Below are 17,847 nucleotides of genomic sequence, written 5' to 3'. Positions count from 1 at the left end.
TCGGTTAGATCATTAATATAATAAACAGATAGGTTCTCAATGGTTAAAGTCCTCTTAAACCTAAACCTTTTAGCCCACAAAAATAGCTTGATTTTGTAACTTGAAGGACATCAAAAACCAGAAAAACTCATGAAGACCAAAACTATTATCCTAAAACACAGACCCGAAGGCAAGCCAAAATCATCTGATTTTGAATTCATAGATGAGGAATTAGCCGATTTGAAATCTGGCGAGATCCAGCTGAAATTGAAATATGTTTCTGTAGATCCTTATTTAAGAGGTCGTATGCGCGATGAAAAATCGTACATGCCACCCTTTGAACTTGATGCGCCAATCGCTTCTATGGTCGTTGCTGAAGTGATTGAAACCAAAAACGACGATTTCAAAAAAGGCGATGTAGTGACGGGCATGCTTCCGTGGAAAAAAGAGCAGATTTCCGACGGAAAAAATCTCACCAAGATTGACGATAAAAATGTGCCTTTAACCGCTTATTTGGGTGTTCTAGGACTCACAGGCCTGACCGCTTATTTAGGTTTTACTGAAATTGGAAAACCCAAAAAAGGCGAGACTTTAGTCGTCTCTGGCGCTGCCGGGGCTGTAGGGAGTATTGTGGGTCAACTCGGGAAAATAATGGGTTGCCATGTGGCTGGGATCGCTGGCACCGATGCCAAAGTGGAAAAACTGAAATCCAAATTCGGTTTTGATGCCGGTATCAATTACAAGACTACCGAGAATATGAGAAAAGCGATTGCTGAAACCTGCAAGGATGGTGTGGATATTTATTTTGATAATGTGGGCGGCGAGATTTCTGATGCGGTGCTTTACAACATCAACAAGTTTATGCGAACCATCAATTGTGGCGCCATTGCAACTTATAATGAAACCTCCGTGCCTAGGGGAGTGAGCGTGAGACCATTTTTGATCAAAAACAGTGCCTTGATGCAAGGGTTTATAGTGTCTAACTATGAAGCTAAATTTGATGAAGCGCGCAAGCAATTGGGTAAATACCTTAAGGAAGGCAAACTAACGCATGAGGAAACCATCAAGGAAGGTTTTGAGAACATCCCAGAAGCATTTATGGGCTTATTTGAGGGCGAGAATACCGGGAAAATGGTTGTGAAGATTTAATCCCTCCAGAGGGTTTTATTACCCGATGCTTGCCTCGAAATACAATGAACATCTTTCAATTTATACCTCATGGGTTTGCCTCGGGTTAATTGACTTTTTTAGCGTCTAGACTCTAGACTTCTAAACTCTAAAAGTGGATTTATAAAAAAAACGGAACGCTTCAGAAAAAGCGTTCCGTTTTTTAATGTTCAAAGTTCAAAGATTCCTAGTTCAAGGATTCCATGTCAATTACGAATCTGTACTTCACATCAGAGTCCTTAACACGTTGATAGGCAGTGTTTATTGTGTCGATGTCAATCAATTCAATATCACTCACAATGTTGTGTTCTCCACAGAAATCAAGCATTTCCTGAGTTTCCTTGATTCCACCAATCAATGAGCCAGCGATACTTTTTCGGCCTATAATCAGGTTTCCACCGTGCATAGGCTCTAAGGGTTCGATCGCGCCCACCATGACCATGGTTGAATCGCGTTTCAGCAATTGCAGATAAGGATTCACATCATGTTTCACGGGAACGGTATTCAATAAAAAATCAAAACTTCCTGCGTGTTTCTTCATTGCGTCCTCATCTTTTGAAATCAAGACTTCATCTGCTCCCAGCGATTTGGCATCTCCTGCTTTTTCTGGAGAAGTGGTTATCATAACTACGTGAGCGCCCATGGCGTCTGCAAATTTGATGCCCATGTGTCCTAATCCACCAAGACCGATAACGCCAACTTTATCGCCTTTCTTGATTTTCCAATGTGCTAAAGGAGAATAGGTAGTGATTCCTGCACACAATAGCGGTGCCACTGCTTTTTCATCCAAATTTTTTGGAACGCTCAGCACAAATTCCTCACGCACGATAATCATTTCAGAATATCCGCCAAAGGTATGTCCGCCCATATGTTTGTCTTTACCATTGTAGGTCGCAACCATGCCTTTTTCGCAAAATTGTTCTAAATCATCTTTACAGGCACTGCACTCTTGACAGGAATCAACCATACAGCCAACACCCACCAAATCATCTTTCTTATGGTTTTTTACGTCCTTGCCTACTGCAACCACTCGGCCTACAATCTCATGCCCAGGAACGACTGGGTATTTTGAGTTTTTTCCAATCATTTTCAACTTGATGGATATCACTGTGACAAACGCCACAATAGGTAATTTTTATTTGGATATCATCGGGTTTGAGTTCGCGTCGTTCAATTTGCATTTCCTTTAGATCGGCGCCACTATCTTGTGCTCCGTATGCCTTTATCTTACTCATAAATCTATTTGTTTACTGTTTTTTACAGAATATACTGCGCACTTTTTCAAAGTTATTGAATTTATGGCTTTTTATACATAGCTTTTAACTCATTTGCTCATAATGCTAATGCAATAATCAAATAGGCCTTCAGCATTAACAGCATACGGAGTATTATTTAATGGGATACGGTTAAATTTATAGTTGCCTTCAGAATATATTGGAGTTCTAACCAACCCATTGTATATGATTGCGAGCGACACATCATTTTTAAGCGAATCCTTCACTTATTTTTTCGACCAGTTGGTGGCACAACTTCCTAAAATAGCTTTGGCCGTACTCATCGTGGTTTTGGGAGTGCTCATCGCCTCTTGGTTGGGCCAATTTGCAAGACGTCGCATTTCCGCAAAAACCCATGATCCTTTAATGAGTAAGTTTTTAGGACAATCGATCAAATACATTTTGATTATTATTTCTGTTATGATAGGGCTGCGGGCTGCAGGTCTGGGCGGCATTGCCACAGGAGTTCTTACTGCCGCTGGTGCCGGTGCAGTGGTCTTGGGTTTTGCCTTCAAGGATATTGGCGAGAATTTTATCGCTGGAATCATTTTGGCCTTCAACCGACCATTCAATGTCAATGACACGGTGGAGATTGGCGAAAACTTCGGAAAAGTGAAAACCATGGAATTTCGTTACACCAAACTGAAAACCTTCGACGGAAAAGATGTGTATATTCCCAACAGTGACGTGCTTACAAAACCCGTGACCAATTATACTGAAGACGGATTTTTCCGTTGGGACTTTATCATTGGGATTGCTTACGAAGATAATATTGAAGGGGCCAAGAAGACGGTCATGGAAGCACTGCGGAAAATTCCCAATGTGATTGAAGATGCCGAACACGAGAATTTTGTGATTGAAGACCAACTGGCCACAAGTACCGTTAATCTGAAGGTCTTCTTTTGGGTAGATACCATGGATTTTAGACGCATGGCGCTCATTACAAAAGGTAACGTGGTAAGAAACGTGAAGGAAGCCTTGGAAGACAATGGCTACTACATGCCTGCCGATATTCAAGAAATCAAATTATATGGTGGCCAAAAAGAATTTCCGGTGCGTTTAGCCAAGGACATTGTGGAAAGCGATCCAAAACCAAAATCTTAAACTAATACTAAAACTATATCATATGTCTTTATTAACTATCATTTTATGTATCTTATTGCCACCATTGGCGGTTTTCTTAAACCACGGGTTGGGCAAGGAATTTTTGATAAGCCTGCTGTTAACTTTCGTAGGATGGCTGCCAGGTGTGATTTATGCATTTTATGTGAATTCGTAAATCACTGCAGAGGTTTTTATTTCCCGAGGCTTGCCTTGAAGCACAAAGAGCATAATTCAATTCATACCTCATGGGCTTGTCCCGAGGTTATTGATATAGGTTTTAGGTTAACCTGGCGTCGGTATTATTACTAAAATTGAAATTATAAATCTTATAATTTGGCTCAAACCTAGAAAATCCGATTATTCCCTTTTAGGGTCAGGCAAAAAGTAATTGGATTGTCGGCATTTTGTTTTTGCCCCTCCCGATAGATATGGGGACTAAAGGGAGCCAAAACGCCAAAAATCGGTTGTTTTAACCATAACAGTTATTTTAAACTAAAGCCTTGATATATAAACTTTAGAGCTTATTTTATAGCGACTTACACTAATATTAATTTTAAAATCAAACAACATGTCAAACGAGAAAAAAGATAAAAAACAAGAAACTTACAATCCAGAAATCACCAAGGAAGATAAGAAAGCCTTAGGCGACAAAGCTGGGAATCTACACACCGATTTAAGCGACGATGAATTATTGAAAGAACGTGAAGAGGCTGTGGATTTTGCAGGAAGCGATCTAGACGTTCCCGGAAGAGATCTTCCTAAAAACACCAATCACAAAAGCCTCAAAGACGAAGAAAACCAGATGTACAGTCAAGGTGGACCTGGAAACGAGGATTTGGAAAACACGACAGAACACGTGAAATAAATATAAGATGCTGCCCAACGGCACACACTGTGCACAGAACGAAGCATCAAGTCTTTTCAATCTATTACTAGGTACTAGACTTCAATTCACGGAGCTGTTATTAAATCAAAAAAGACTGCAAATTGCAGTCTTTTTTTGGTTCAATATTTTGAATAAGCGGAAAGCCGATACTATCGCAATAGCTTATGAATTATATGAAATCCGTCTCAGCTCACAGGTTTCTTCTCAACGCATTAAATCCTCAAGTTCTTGTCTTCCCACCGATTTCCCATATAATTTCTGGTCAGGATCCATTTGTTTGGTCTTGGTTAAATCGCCAACGTAAACCGAATCGAAACCTATGTCCTCAATGAGCTGTTTCGTTTTTGCACTAGAATCGGCATCTTGGGCTGCAAACGGAATCGCAATTTTATCATTGGTTCTCCAGGCGCGATTTTTTAGATGTTCCGCATGGATGGTGTTGAATGCTTTTGCGGTTTTGGCGGTGTTGAATTTCATCGCTATATATTCCGATGCATTGCGATTGCTTTCCTTAACGTCTTTGGCCATTTTGCCATCGCGCTCTGGATAGGGATTGGTCGCATCAATGATCACACGGTCGCCGTATTCGCCAGCGTATAATTCGGCCAACTCATCAATGGCTTTGAACGGTGTTGCCAATAAATACACATCTGCATTGGCTTCAAAGGCTTCAGCAACGCTTACTGCCTTGGCATTTCCTTCACACTCGCGTACCAAATCGCCCAATTGCTCGGGGTGTCTTGAACTAAACAAGACTTCATGTCCTGCCTTCGCCCAGTGCTTTCCTAAATTTCCACCTATGTTTCCACTTCCTATTACTCCTATTTTCATGATATTGTGTTTTGTGTGTTTAACTTGTATGAATTGCAATATGCTAAAAAAGTGGGAATCAGTTCAACTTGAATGAGATAGGTTTTGATGCAATCGGAAAAAATGAAATTGAATTTGAACTTGAACTTGAACTTGAACTTGAAATTGAACTTGAAATTGAAATTGAATTTGAACTTGAAAAAGTTAGAAGTTAGAAGGTAGTGGGTAGTGGGTAGTGGTACTTTATGCGTTCAACAATCAAAAATCGTTAATCATCAATCGTCAATCGTCAATCGTTAATCCCAAATCGTCAATCCAACGACGGATTTTAAACTTCGGTATTCGGAATTCGGAATTCGGTATTCGGTATTCGGTATTCAGTATTTATGCGTTCAAAAAATCAAAAATCGTTAATCGTTAATCTTCAATCGTCAATCGTCAATCGTTAATCCCAAATCGTCAATCCAACAACGCCTTTAAACTTCGATATTCGACGTTCAGCTTTCAGCATTCGGTATTCGGTATTCAGTATTTATGCCTTCAAAAATCAAAAATCGCTGATCTTCAATCGTTAATCCCAAATCGTCAATCCAACGACGGCTTTAAACTTCGATATTCGACGTTCAGCTTTTAGTATTCAGTATTTATGCGTTCAAAAATCAAAAATCGTTAATCGTTAATCTTCAATCGTAAATCCCAAATCGTAAATCGAAAATCGAAAATCAAAAAGTCAATTGCTTAAACTTAATATCCAGATCCTTTTGCAGTTTTTGAATCTCCTGCTCTTCCCCAGAAATAATCAAGGCGATGGATTCTCCTGTTTTACCTGCTCTGGCGGTTCTTCCGCTTCGGTGGGTGTAGTATTCCTGTTGATCTGGCAGTTGGTGGTGGATCACGAAGGCGAGGTTGTTGACGTCAATCCCCCGTGCAGACACATCTGTAGAAATCAAATATTGTAAGGATTGGTTTTTAAAGGCACGCATGACCTTGTCACGCTCCTTTTGTTGCATATCGCCTTGAAGTGCTTCCACAGCAAAGCCTTCCGCCTTTAAATTTTCTGTGAGTTGCATGGCACCTGCTTTTGTTCTGGTAAAAATAATGCCTCTGTCGTCATCGTATTTATCCAAAAGACGTGCAATCACATTGGTTTTTTCCTTGATTGAGGTCACGATATAATGGTGTGAAATATTGGCGTTGACCAAGCTATTCTTGTCAATTTCAACTGTGACCGCATCTTTATGCATGTAGGTTTTGACCATGCTTTGAATGTCCTCCGGAAAAGTGGCCGAAAACAACCAGGTATAACGGGTGCCCGTGGTATAGTTTAAGATTTTGTTCAGGTCTTGTTTAAAGCCCATGCTTAGCATTTCATCGGCTTCATCGAGCACTAAGGTGCGAATGTTCTTGATGTCGATTTCCCCACGTTCTATAAAATCGAGCAGGCGTCCCGGTGTAGCAACCACGATGTGCGTGGTTCGTTGGATGCGCTTGAGCTGAATGTCCATTTTCTCGCCACCATAGATGCCTTCAGCAAAGATTTGATGCTCACAATATTTAGTGAATTTAAAGAGTTGCTTTTGGATTTGTTGCACCAATTCACGGGTTGGCGCTAAGATCAAGGCTTGGATTTCGTCGTTTTTAGGATCAATATTTTGAAGGATTGGCAAGCCATAAGCTGCGGTTTTCCCTGTTCCCGTTTGTGCAAGACCAATAAAATCGGTGTTGTTTTTGAGAAGCGTAGGGATTGCCTGCTCCTGTATATCGGTTGGGGTTTTGATGCTGAGTTCCTTCAAGCCTTTGATGAATTGGTTCTTGATGCCCAAATCGGAAAATGTATTTGCCATAATCTTTAAATAAGCCACAAAGGTAATGAACTTGTCAAGACTTTTTTAGTTGGTAACGAATTATACAAAAAGCATCCAAGCAGCTCATGTTGCCTGTTTTTTGTTGTGTGTTTTCTGTTGTCTGTTGCCCGTTGTCTGTTGTCTGTTTTCTGTTGCCCGTTCTCTGTTCTCTGTTCTCTGTTTTCTGTTCTCTGTTTTCTGTTGTCTGTTGCCCGTTGTCTGTTTTCTGTTGTCTGTTTTCTGTTTTCCGAAGTAGTTAATCCACAATCAAATCAATAAAGCCTCTCAGTTAGTCAGCCTCAAGTCTAGGCTCTAGGTTCTATTTTCTTTTTTTCTGTTGTCTGTTTTCTGTTTTCTGTTTTCCGAAGCAGTAAATCCACAATCAAATGAATAAAGCCTCTCAGTTAGTCAGCCTCAAGTCTATGTTCTAGGTTCTATTTTCTTTTTTCTGTTGTCTGTTCTCTGTTTTCTGTTTTCTGTTTTCCGAAGCAGTAAATCCACAATCAAATGAATTAAGCCTCTCAATTAGTCAGCCTCAAGTCTATGCTCTAGGTTCTATTTTCTTTATTTCTGTTGTCTGTTCTCTGTTTTCTGTTTTCTGTTTTCCGAAGCAGTAAATCCACAATCAAATGAATAAAGCCTCTCAGTTAGTAAGCCCCAAGTCTATGTTCTAGGTTCTATTTTCTTTTTTTCTGTTGGCTGTTGTCTGTTTTCTGTTGTCTGTTGTGTGTTTTCTGTCGATTAAATAAGCAAATCACAAATTATATTAGTCAGGCTTCTCAGTTAGTCAGCCTCAAGTCTAGGCTCTAGGTTCTATTTTCTATTTTCCACCCTCTACCCTCTACCATCTTCTCTCTAAAAAAACAAGTTTAAAAAGAAAACCGTAAATTCCAGCCACAAATCAAAATGAACAACCAAGCCCTTTTACAAGCCCGATATTCTGGATTCTGCAACACGGCTTTGTTGTGGCAAGGCGATGCCATAAGACAGTTGCAGCAATTGGATATCCACGATTACCAAGCTACTTTTCTTCGGAAGCTAGAGCGGCCACTCCGTTTAGGTCAGTTGGCAGAGCGTTTTGTGTTCAATCAGTTGGATGCTCTTAAAGATTTTGAGATTCTTGCTGAAAATCTGCAAATCCAAGACCAAAAACGCACCGTTGGCGAGCTGGATGCTTTGCTGCTAAAAGGTTCGCAGCCCATTCACTTGGAAATGGTCTATAAATTCTATCTCTACGATGCCACTTTAGGCCTTACGGAAACCCAAAAATGGATTGGCCCCAACCGCCGAGATAGTTTGGAGGAAAAACTGGACAAGCTGCAAAAACAGCAGTTGCCACTACTCCACTCTGAATTTTGCCGGCCCATTTTGGAAAAGCTCAATTTAAAGCCAACACAGTTTCAGCAAAAGGTGTTGTTTAAGGCGCAGTTGTTTGTGCCCTATCAAAATGAGAGTGGTTTTGATAGTCTCAACCCAGGCTGTGTCAAGGGTTTTTATTTGTATCCCAATCAGCTTCGCGAATTCACGGACTCCAAATTTCACATTCCCCCAAAAATGGATTGGTTTTTAGAGCCGGATACGTTTGTGGATTGGCAGACTTTTGAAAGCTTCAAAAAAAACTCGAATTCATTTTTGGAGCAGCAGAAATCGCCCATGTTCTGGATAAAAAAACCAAATGGCGAATTGCTGAAGGCGTTTTTGGTTTGGTGGTAGGGCTTTTCGGTTTTTAGTGGTTGTTCCGATGATATTCCGGTTGAATGGTTATATTTGGTGGCATATGATAGCTCACAAATGTTTCAAACCAAACTCGCTTTACGCAATGAAAAAAAATTTATTTATTGGATTAGTAATTCTGATTTCATTTAATATGTATTCTCAAGGTAAAATTGGAGTATTTGCAGGAATCAACGCTTCCTCATTATCAGATGGATTTTTAAAATCTAGTTATATAGGTAGTAATTCATTTAGTTTTCACATTGGAGGATTATATGAATTTCCTTTAACAGAAAAAATTGCATTCAGACCAAAGCTATTATTCTCTCAACAAGGCAACAGAGAAGATTTTGATAATAACATAAAATATGAAACTTCGTATATAAATATTCCGCTCGACTTTAAATTTTTTAAAAAACCATATATTCTATTTGGACCCCAAGTTGGTTTTTTAATTGACACAAAGAAGAAAGAAATTGATTTTGGTGACTTAGAAAGTCTGGACTACGGACTTAATTTAGGCATCGGAATTGACATCAAGGACTTTTTTATTGAATTTAATATATATCAAGGTTTAAATAAATTAATCGAAGTAGAATACAAACAAACGAATCCTTTTAGAGATATTGATATTGAAGCAACCAATACTGTTCTTCAATTAACTTTAGGTTATAACTTAGACTTGTAAAAAACTTCTTGTAGCCCGCTGGCGCGGGCGTCCCGCCCGTGCCCTACACGAGTGCGACACCTCCAGTGTGCAGCTTCAATTTACTCACAACAACCATCCTCGCTAGCGCGAGTGCACCCCCGCATAGAAGCATGACCATCAACATCTTAAAATGTGGCAGATGGCGTTTGGAATACAAAATTTCGTATTTTTAAAGTCAAGATCAAAATACCTGTTTACCCATCTACAAGCGCAACGACCTAGCCGTCTGCCAGGACGGACAGGGAAACATCAGCGTAAATACCAATAGAAATATGCCAGGTGCCACCACCATAAAAAATGTTATTGAAGAGCTTGATGCCATTATCAATGAGAGCATCAAGACCAACAGCAGGATGGGCTTGTTTGCCTATATCTACAAACGCACCACTGCTGAGGTTGCTGCCGAGATTGCCCTTGGTCATTTTAAGGATAACCAGAACTTAGAACGATTGGATGTAGCATTTGCCAACTTATATTTGGATGCTTACAGGGATTATAAAAGTCATCAACAGGTAAGTGCATCCTGGGCCTTCGCCTTTGATCAAGTACATGAGCCCTTGACCATTGTGCAACATATCATGTTAGGGATGAACGTTCACATCAATCTCGACCTTGCGGTGGCCACAGCAAACACCATGTCTGGGAGGGAGATTCTTGATATTGAGGAGGACTTCAATAAAGTGAATGACATTCTCCTTCAAATTACCAATGAATTGCAAGACCGGCTCAGTCGGGTATCGCCCTTAATGTTTATTCTAGATGTACTTGGGGAAAACAAAGATGAAAAGATCATTGATTTTAGCATGCGTAAAGCGCGTGGGCAATCCTGGAATGCCTCAAACCTACTATGGTCATTAGGAGAAAACAAAAGTGGCCAAGCCATAAATAGCATAGATCAATTGGTGCTTAAACTTGGTAAATGCATCAAAACCCCTAAGACACGGACGGTTCGGTTTTTTCTTAGGGTCATTCAAAAGTTTGAAACGAAACAAGTGGGCAGCATCATTTCTAAATTAAGAGCAGATTAGGCGAACGTGGCCATTGAACAAATAATAATCCAGCTTGCGCTGGCATTTCGTCCCCGCTGGCGCGGGCGTCCGCCCGTGTTCCTCACGAAACCATTTTAGTACTATTAAATTCACAGACTAAACCCCGCTGGCTCGGGCGTCCCGCCCGTGTTCCCCACGCAACCATTCCAGTCATATTAAATTCCGATACTAAACCCCAACAACTTCACCCGCTGGCGCGGGCGTCCCGCCCGTGTTCCCCACGCAACCATTCCAGTACTATTTATTTACCTCGCTGGCGCGGGCGTCCCGCCCGTGTCCTCACGCAACCATTCCAGTACTATTAAATACAAATACTAAACACCAACAACCTCACCCGCTGGCGCGGGCGTCCCGCCCGTGTTCCCCACGCAACCATTCCAGTACTATTTATTTACCTCGCTGGCTCGGGCGTCCCGCCCGTGTTCCTCACGAAACCATTTTAGTACTATTAAATTCACAGACTAAACCCCAACAACTTTACCAAAAAAACCATCAATCAACCCCGCCGGCTGACTAATAGCAGGCACCGGAAACTCAAACCAATGTTGCATTTCTTCGTCGAAGCCTGTTCCATTTAAATAATGATGCAGTGCCAAGTTTAAGCCATTGGTATATTTTGGATGATCAGCGCCTTGGAGATATTCATGGTATAAATCGTTTTGAGCATAGGCTTTAAAAACAAGACCTGTAATCCTTTTTCCAAAATCCTGCGGATTCTTACCAATGGAACTAAATAGAGCGTCCTAAATAAAAGCAACATAATTCTAAACAGCTGTTTGTCAAAACGAAAAGTTTAGACATTACAAAGAACCCTTCTCATAAAAAATTTTAGCTAAACTCAAAGTTAAATGAGCATTTTAATGGTTAATCTCATTTTACATATGTTCTTGGTTTTATGACAGTATTGGTAATGTTCTAGTATTAAAGCCTTATACTGCGAATAAACCATTAAAACAACAAAATGGGATTTATTAAAAGCAACTTTAAATTAAAGCTGCTTTAATTTTTTTAAAACATATAAACGATGGATTCTCAAAATAAACTTATTAATAATATCCGATTGACGACCTTAGAAATTCATAAGGAATATCCAGAATTAGTTAATGATATGACTGAAGTATCCAAAACCTTCCTATCTGATACGAAAAATGGAACTAACAACAAAGAACTAAAAGCCTATTTAGACTCCCTGAATGGCATCATAAAAACTTATAAAGAAGAACATTAAAAAACTATAATAAAATGACAATACAAATAAATACAGACAAGACTATTTCTGGAGAAAAAAGAACTGAAGATTTTTTTACCTCTCAAATTGAAGAAGCTTTAGAAAGGTTCGAATCTCATATTACCAGAGTAGAAGTTCACTTAAAAGATGAAAATGGGAAAAAGGATGGTTTTAATGATATTTCTTGTTTATTAGAAGCTAGACTTGAAGGCAGGCAACCTATTGCTGTCACTAATCAGGCAGACACCATAGACCTTGCATTAACAGGTGCCATTGATAAAATAAAAAACGCTGTAGAAAGCATTCTTGGAAAAATCCAAAAACATTAGAATTCATCATTATAAAATAATATTGTCCTACAAAGACCTAAGACCCTGCCTGACCGGCAGGCAGGCATATGACTTGATTCGCAATCATTTGAAAATTAAGCCTATCTGATTTTCATTTTTAATTTCAAAACTTAAAATGTCTTTTAGAACTTAAGCAAGCTATTATATTTTGAAATTTGCCTAAAAGCTTGCTGCTGTTAACAAAATCCCCGCTGGCGCGGGCGTCCCGCCCGTGTTCACCCTCATTCCTCACAAGACCATTCCAGTGCTATTAAATTCAATACTAAACCCCAACAACTTCCTCCAAAAACCCCCCGCTGGCGCGGGCGTCCCGCCCGTGTCACCGTATTCCTCACAAGACCATTCCAGTACTGTTAAATTCACATACCAAACTCCAATAATTTCCTCTAAAAACCCCGCTGGCGCGGGCTTCCCGCCCGTGTCCCTCACGCAACCATCGCAGTCACCGGAAAGTCAAATCAATGTCGCATTTCTTCGTCAAAACCTGTTCCGTTTAAATAATTGTGCAATGCCAGGTCTAATTAATTGTCTGGTTCCAATCTACTTATAAATCTTAATTGACTGGATGTTATTTGGTTTTTTCAGCCTCTTGCGGATTCTTATTTAAAAAATATTACTTTTAGAAAAAAGTCCGAACACTAAAATAAAAACATGAAACAATTATTTTTGAAATCAACACTGCTTCTTTGTACACTTACATTATTAATTTCTTGTAAAGAAGAAAAAACTGAAAAAGCATATACAGATGTGGAGATTATGGCTGAATCCAAAAAAGTGAATGATTTTTTTCAAAAGTCATTTGATGCCAGAGTGGATCTATCTCCAGAGTTTCAAACTAGACTCGGAATAAAAAAGGATTACGGAAAACTCGATGATAATTCGCCTGAAGCATCAGAAAGAGACTTGAAAATAAACAAAGAAGAACTTGTTTGGTTAACAGATTCCGTAAATGCAGCCGCACTTTCAAAAGATGCCTTATTGAGTTATAAACTCTATAAACAAAATGTAGAAAATAGTATTGACGATTATAAATACAGATTACACAACTACCCAGTGAATCAAATGTTTGGTGCGCAATCTGGTATGCCGGCATTCTTAGTAAACATGCATCGCATTGATAGTGTTGCAGATGCTGAGGCCTATATATCTAGATTGAATGGTTTTAACAAATACTTCGCTCAAGTGGTCGAGAATCTAAAAGAACGAGAAGCTATTGGCATTGCTCCTCCAAAATTTGTTTATGATAAAGTAGTGCAAGATTCAGAAAATATATTAGTTGGCCAACCATTTGACACTTCTAAAACGCAAAGTACATTATTAGAAGATTTTATGAATAAAGTAAACAAATTGGAGATTGATGATGAAGCAAAAACTACTTTAGAGAAACAAGCAAACCAAGCCTTATTAACTTCTGTAAAACCAGCTTATGAAGGGCTCATTTCATTTATAAAAGAGCAAAAGGAAAGAGCGAATACTGATGATGGCGCGTGGAAATTTCCTGACGGTGAGGCATTTTATAACAATGCATTAAAAAGAACCACAACTACAGATTTAACTGCAGATGAAATCCACAAAATAGGCTTAGCGGAAGTTGCTAGAATTCATGGAGAAATGGATGCAATACGCCAGCAAGTAGGATTTGAAGGCAGTTTACAAGACTTTTTTCAGTTTATGAGAACAGACAAACAGTTTTATTACAGTGCAGATCAAAAAGGAAAAGACGCTTATTTAAAACAAGCGGTGCATTTAATCGACAGTATGAAAACTAGATTGGATGAAATATTTATTTCAAAGCCAAAGGCAGACATTGTAGTAAAAGCCGTTGAACCTTTCAGAGAAAAGTCTGCGGGAAAGGCCTTTTATAATCGCCCAGCAGCTGATGGCTCAAGACCCGGAATTTATTATGCCAACTTATATGATATGGAGTCTATGCCAAACTATCAGATGGAAGCATTGGCATATCACGAAGGAATTCCCGGACATCACATGCAATTGGCAATTCAGCAAGAATTAGAAGAAGTGCCTATGTTTAGAAAGTTTGGTGGGTACACAGCCTATACAGAAGGTTGGGGATTGTATTCTGAATTTATTCCAAAAGAAATGGGCTTTTATGAAGATCCTTATTCAGATTTTGGTCGTTTGGCTATGGAATTGTGGAGAGCATGTAGATTGGTAGTAGATACGGGCATACATTCTAAAAATTGGACACGAGAGCAAGGGATAAAATATTATACAGAAAATACCCCAAATGCAGAAATGGATGCCGTTAAAATGGTTGAAAGACATATCGTAATGCCAGGCCAAGCAACAGCCTATAAAATAGGAATGATGAAAATTTTAGAATTACGTCAAAAAGCTAAAGATGCTTTAGGTGAAAATTTTGACATTCGTGAATTCCATGAAGTAGTTCTTTCCCATGGAGCAATTCCTTTAAATGTTTTAGAAGATTTTGTAGATGAATATATTTCTTCTAAAAAATAGGATAACTGAGGTCTAAGTTGGCGCGAGCAAGATACTCGCGCCAACTTTTAAAAAATAAATCCTTTAATCAACAATCAAAACACGGTTCCCAGCTGGCGCGGGCATCCCGCCCGTGTTCCCACGAAACGATTCCAGTACTATTAAATTCTCAAACTAAACCCCAACAACTTCCCTGGCGCGGGAGTCCCGCCCGTGTTCCTCACGAAACCATTTTAGTACTATTAAATTCACAGACTAAACCCCAACAACTTCACCCAAAAACCCCTCAATCATCCCCGCCGGCTGACTAGTAGCAGGCACCGTAAAGTCAAACCAATGTTGCATTTCTTCGTCGAATCCTGTTCCGTTTAAATAATTGTGCAATGCCAGGTTTAAGCCCTTGGTATATTTTGGATGATCGGCACCTAGAGGATCTTCGTGGTATAAATCGTTTTGGGCAAAGCCTTCAAAAACAGGTCCCGTAATCGTTATTCCAAAATCCTGTGGATTCTTACCAATGGGACTATGAACCGTAGTTGTAAACTGGTGCCAATAAGCCGACTGAATACAATTGCGTTCAAACAACTGCTTTACCACATCCAGTGAATCAATGGTTTCCTGTTCCGTTTGGGTGGGAAATCCATACATGAGATACGCATGAACCATGATATTGGTTGAAGAAAAATTATGGGTAACGCGCGTTACTTGCGCAATATCAACCCCTTTTTTCATTTTGGCCAATAACCGATCTGAAGCCACTTCCAAACCTCCAGTTACAGCGATACAACCAGATTTTGCCATTAATTCACAGAGCTCAAAGCTGAATGTCTTTTCAAAACGAATATTCGTCCACCAGGTAATCTTAACATTCCGTTCTAACAATGCATTGGCTAAAGCCCGTAACATTTTAGGTGGCGCAGCTTCATCCACAAAATGAAACCCTGTAATGCCGGTATCTTTGACTATTTTTTCAATTTTATCCACCAAATCTTCAGCGGTTGTGTTTTGGTAATTTCCAATATAATCCAAGCTCACATCGCAAAACGAACATTGTTTCCAATAACAGCCGTGCGAGATGGTCATTTTATTCCATCGGGCATCTGTCCACATGCGGTGCATCGGGTTCACCACATCCAGAAAAGACACATATTTATCAAAAGGCAACCCAGAATAATCGGGTGCCGGTAAGTTTCTATGGTGGTAAATGGTGTTTGGAATTTTATTCTTATAAACAACAGCATTGTTTTCAAGTACATAGGTCCGTTCCAAATCATCTATGGTAACTTTACCTTCCAGATACTGAACCATCTTGAGCAAAGGCCCTTCCCCATCGTCCAAGGAAATAAAGTCCACAAATTCAAAAATCCGAGGATCTGTAAGCGAACGCAGTTCGGTGTTGCAATAGCCGCCACCAAAAGCAACAGGAATATCAGGAAAAAACTGTTTGGTAAATTGGGCACAACGCAAGGCTGCAAACAAGTTTCCGGGAAAAGGAATGGTAAAGCACACTAAAAGTGGTTTCTCTTTTTTAATGGTTTCCATTAAAATATCCAGCATTTCCGCTTCAATGATGGTCGGCTGAAAACTTAAAAATTCATCTATTTCATCAAAGCTACTCGCAGAAGTGGCAATTTGCTCGGCATACTTCGTAAAGGCAAAAAACTCATCCACATTCGCCTGAATAAAATCGCCTATCTCTTCAATAAAAAGCGTTCCATAATGTTTTGCTTTATCGATGATGCCTATCTCACCAGCTTCCCATTTAATAGTAGTATTCACTTTAGACAGTCTATGGCCCAATGGTAAAAAATCAGCTTCCAGAATTTTATGCGCCGTTTCAAGATCCTGCTTTTGAAGAAACGGAATTACAACATCCACGCATTGCATGTACTTGCCCTTCATTTTACGAACTTCGGGATAATCATAGTGCTTCAAGTCTTGTGCTTCCTGAAACATGCTGCGAAGAAAATCGCCCGTAAAAATGGTGGTAAAGAGTTCTATACTTAAATCGCAGGAATGCACAGCAATGTCGTGATCTCCCATAAATCCTTTTAAATATGCCGTTGCCGGATAAGCGGTGTTCAACTGGGTAAACGGTGGGGTTATAAAAAGGATTTTGGATTGCATGCTGCAAAGATATGGTTCTTTGAAATATGGTGGGTGGAATTGGGGGTGGTAATTGGTTGTTGGTATATTAGGTTTTTCTCCACCTTTAAATTTGGTTCTTTACAGTTTTTGTTCTATCATGGAACTGAATAATTATATTTGAGTTAAACTTTATAATTGTGGGTAGATATAAATGTGTATTTATCCGAATTTTTGCAGCAAGTGGCACACTCAACCTTTTAGATAATCAAAAAGACAAGTTAGTTGAAATATGAATTGGAATATTTTCTGTTTAAAATATGATAAGCGAGAAGAGTGGGCATTTGAACAAATGTCATATCTGCTTTTCTGTGCCGAATTGGGAAATAGAATTGGATTATTCCGTTATAAAAATCAAACTGGAATAGAAACAGAACCTCTAGAAAAGGATGGAGAGTATTATGGATTTCAGGCTAAATATTACAGAGTTCCTCTTTCAGGTAAGAAATCAGAAATAATTTCGTCGATTAAGAAAGCTAAAAGAGAAAACCCTAAATTGAATAAGATTCTATTCTATTTGAACGAAGAGTTCTCAGAAAGCACAAAAAAAGGACAAAAAAAATCAAAATTTCATATCGATATTGAGTCTGAAGCCAAAAAGCTAAAATTAGAAATAGTATGGCGTGTACCAAGCCATTTTGAACTTCAACTAACGTTACCTGAAAATAAATACATCTACGAAGATTTTTTTAGCCTCGAACCGAATGAGGGGAAATTAATTGATGAAATTAAAAATCATAATAAAAATATTTTACAAGCAATTCAAACAGAAATACCTTTCGGTGATAAAAAAATAAAAATTGACAGAAGTAAGATTATTGAAGAAATCATAAAAGTTTCAAATAAGAAAGAAAATATTATTATTTCCGGTGAAGGAGGTTGTGGAAAAACTGCTCTTTTTAAAGAATTTTATAGTCTTCAAAACAAGGAAATTCCTATCTGTATTTTTAAGGCTACAGAATTGAATGTTAATCATATAAATGAATTTGTATATCCGCAAACAGCCCTAAAATGAAATAATTATCGTATATTCACTTGATATTAAAACAGTTGATTATGAATATATTTGATTTTGGAGTTCATTTCACAGACGAAAAGAGCTGTCGTACACATTTTAAAGAGGAACGAG

General features: G+C 39.0%; 16 protein-coding genes and 1 pseudogene. 12 read left to right on the top strand and 5 right to left on the bottom strand.

The features are described from left to right. Nucleotides 1–129: 129 nt before the first annotated feature. Nucleotides 130–1,128, top strand: a complete 999-nt coding sequence (locus ESY88_RS05930) for an NADP-dependent oxidoreductase (RefSeq protein WP_147086615.1) — start codon at nucleotides 130–132, stop codon at nucleotides 1,126–1,128. Nucleotides 1,129–1,333: 205 nt separating this feature from the next. On the opposite strand, the pseudogene ESY88_RS05925 reads toward ESY88_RS05930, so the two are convergent. Further along, nucleotides 1,334–2,381: pseudogene (locus tag ESY88_RS05925) on the bottom strand (NAD(P)-dependent alcohol dehydrogenase). A gap of 225 nt (nucleotides 2,382–2,606) precedes the next feature. Here ESY88_RS05925 and ESY88_RS05920 point away from each other — a divergent pair. From ESY88_RS05920 to ESY88_RS05910, 3 genes are all read left to right on the top strand, one after another. Beyond that, complete coding sequence (locus tag ESY88_RS05920; protein WP_147086616.1) at nucleotides 2,607–3,524, top strand: mechanosensitive ion channel family protein; 918 nt, start codon at nucleotides 2,607–2,609, stop codon at nucleotides 3,522–3,524. A gap of 22 nt (nucleotides 3,525–3,546) precedes the next feature. Beyond that, on the top strand, nucleotides 3,547–3,699 hold the full coding sequence (locus ESY88_RS05915; protein WP_147086617.1) for a YqaE/Pmp3 family membrane protein: 153 nt from the start codon (nucleotides 3,547–3,549) through the stop codon (nucleotides 3,697–3,699). 393 nt (nucleotides 3,700–4,092) lie between these two features. Further along, the gene (locus ESY88_RS05910) at nucleotides 4,093–4,389 is read left to right on the top strand and encodes a hypothetical protein (protein ID WP_147086618.1); all 297 of its coding nucleotides are present in this window, start codon (nucleotides 4,093–4,095) and stop codon (nucleotides 4,387–4,389) included. Nucleotides 4,390–4,614: 225 nt separating this feature from the next. Here the strand turns inward: ESY88_RS05910 and ESY88_RS05905 are convergent, their stop codons facing one another. Next, complete coding sequence (locus ESY88_RS05905; RefSeq protein ID WP_147086619.1) at nucleotides 4,615–5,241, bottom strand: NADPH-dependent F420 reductase; 627 nt, start codon at nucleotides 5,239–5,241, stop codon at nucleotides 4,615–4,617. Nucleotides 5,242–5,309: 68 nt separating this feature from the next. Here ESY88_RS05905 and ESY88_RS21670 point away from each other — a divergent pair, with 68 nt between their 5' ends. Beyond that, nucleotides 5,310–5,435, top strand: coding sequence for a hypothetical protein (locus ESY88_RS21670; RefSeq protein ID WP_262713096.1), 126 nt, complete (start codon nucleotides 5,310–5,312; stop codon nucleotides 5,433–5,435). 507 nt (nucleotides 5,436–5,942) lie between these two features. On the opposite strand, the gene ESY88_RS05900 is transcribed toward ESY88_RS21670, so the two are convergent. Then, the gene (locus ESY88_RS05900) at nucleotides 5,943–7,064 is read right to left on the bottom strand and encodes a DEAD/DEAH box helicase (protein ID WP_147086620.1); all 1,122 of its coding nucleotides are present in this window, start codon (nucleotides 7,062–7,064) and stop codon (nucleotides 5,943–5,945) included. Nucleotides 7,065–7,970: 906 nt separating this feature from the next. On the opposite strand from ESY88_RS05900, the gene ESY88_RS05890 reads away from it, so the two are divergent. The 3 genes from ESY88_RS05890 to ESY88_RS05880 all read left to right on the top strand — a co-directional run bounded on the left by ESY88_RS05890 (nucleotide 7,971) and on the right by ESY88_RS05880 (nucleotide 10,514). Further along, nucleotides 7,971–8,777: a DUF1853 family protein gene (locus ESY88_RS05890; RefSeq protein ID WP_147086622.1), complete on the top strand. Its 807-nt coding sequence runs from the start codon at nucleotides 7,971–7,973 to the stop codon at nucleotides 8,775–8,777. 106 nt (nucleotides 8,778–8,883) lie between these two features. Next, nucleotides 8,884–9,465, top strand: coding sequence for a porin family protein (locus ESY88_RS05885; RefSeq protein WP_189702532.1), 582 nt, complete (start codon nucleotides 8,884–8,886; stop codon nucleotides 9,463–9,465). A 293-nt stretch (nucleotides 9,466–9,758) separates the two neighbouring features. Continuing rightward, entirely contained in the window at nucleotides 9,759–10,514 is a 756-nt protein-coding gene (locus ESY88_RS05880; protein WP_147086624.1) for a DUF5995 family protein, read from the top strand. A 482-nt stretch (nucleotides 10,515–10,996) separates the two neighbouring features. Here the strand turns inward: ESY88_RS05880 and ESY88_RS21665 are convergent, their stop codons facing one another. Next, on the bottom strand, nucleotides 10,997–11,131 hold the full coding sequence (locus ESY88_RS21665) for a hypothetical protein (protein ID WP_262713097.1): 135 nt from the start codon (nucleotides 11,129–11,131) through the stop codon (nucleotides 10,997–10,999). Between the two features lie 464 nt (nucleotides 11,132–11,595). On the opposite strand from ESY88_RS21665, the gene ESY88_RS05875 reads away from it, so the two are divergent. From ESY88_RS05875 to ESY88_RS05865, 3 genes are all read left to right on the top strand, one after another. After that, nucleotides 11,596–11,763, top strand: coding sequence for a hypothetical protein (locus ESY88_RS05875; protein WP_189702531.1), 168 nt, complete (start codon nucleotides 11,596–11,598; stop codon nucleotides 11,761–11,763). Between the two features lie 14 nt (nucleotides 11,764–11,777). Next, entirely contained in the window at nucleotides 11,778–12,092 is a 315-nt protein-coding gene (locus ESY88_RS05870; RefSeq protein ID WP_147086626.1) for an HPF/RaiA family ribosome-associated protein, read from the top strand. A gap of 672 nt (nucleotides 12,093–12,764) precedes the next feature. Further along, the gene (locus tag ESY88_RS05865; RefSeq protein ID WP_147086627.1) at nucleotides 12,765–14,594 is read left to right on the top strand and encodes a DUF885 domain-containing protein; all 1,830 of its coding nucleotides are present in this window, start codon (nucleotides 12,765–12,767) and stop codon (nucleotides 14,592–14,594) included. Between the two features lie 234 nt (nucleotides 14,595–14,828). On the opposite strand, the gene ESY88_RS05860 is transcribed toward ESY88_RS05865, so the two are convergent. Further along, nucleotides 14,829–16,700 (bottom strand): B12-binding domain-containing radical SAM protein, encoded by a 1,872-nt coding sequence (locus tag ESY88_RS05860; RefSeq protein WP_147086628.1) that lies wholly within the window; start codon nucleotides 16,698–16,700, stop codon nucleotides 14,829–14,831. Between the two features lie 250 nt (nucleotides 16,701–16,950). Here ESY88_RS05860 and ESY88_RS05855 point away from each other — a divergent pair, with 250 nt between their 5' ends. Next, entirely contained in the window at nucleotides 16,951–17,733 is a 783-nt protein-coding gene (locus tag ESY88_RS05855) for a hypothetical protein (protein ID WP_147086629.1), read from the top strand. The last annotated feature ends 114 nt before the right edge of the window (nucleotides 17,734–17,847 follow it).

It is taken from the genome of Subsaximicrobium wynnwilliamsii, assembly GCF_007997225.1.
In the GTDB taxonomy this organism is placed as follows: Bacteria; Bacteroidota; Bacteroidia; order Flavobacteriales; family Flavobacteriaceae; genus Psychroserpens; species Psychroserpens wynnwilliamsii.
This window is presented reverse-complemented; position numbering and strand designations above follow the sequence as displayed.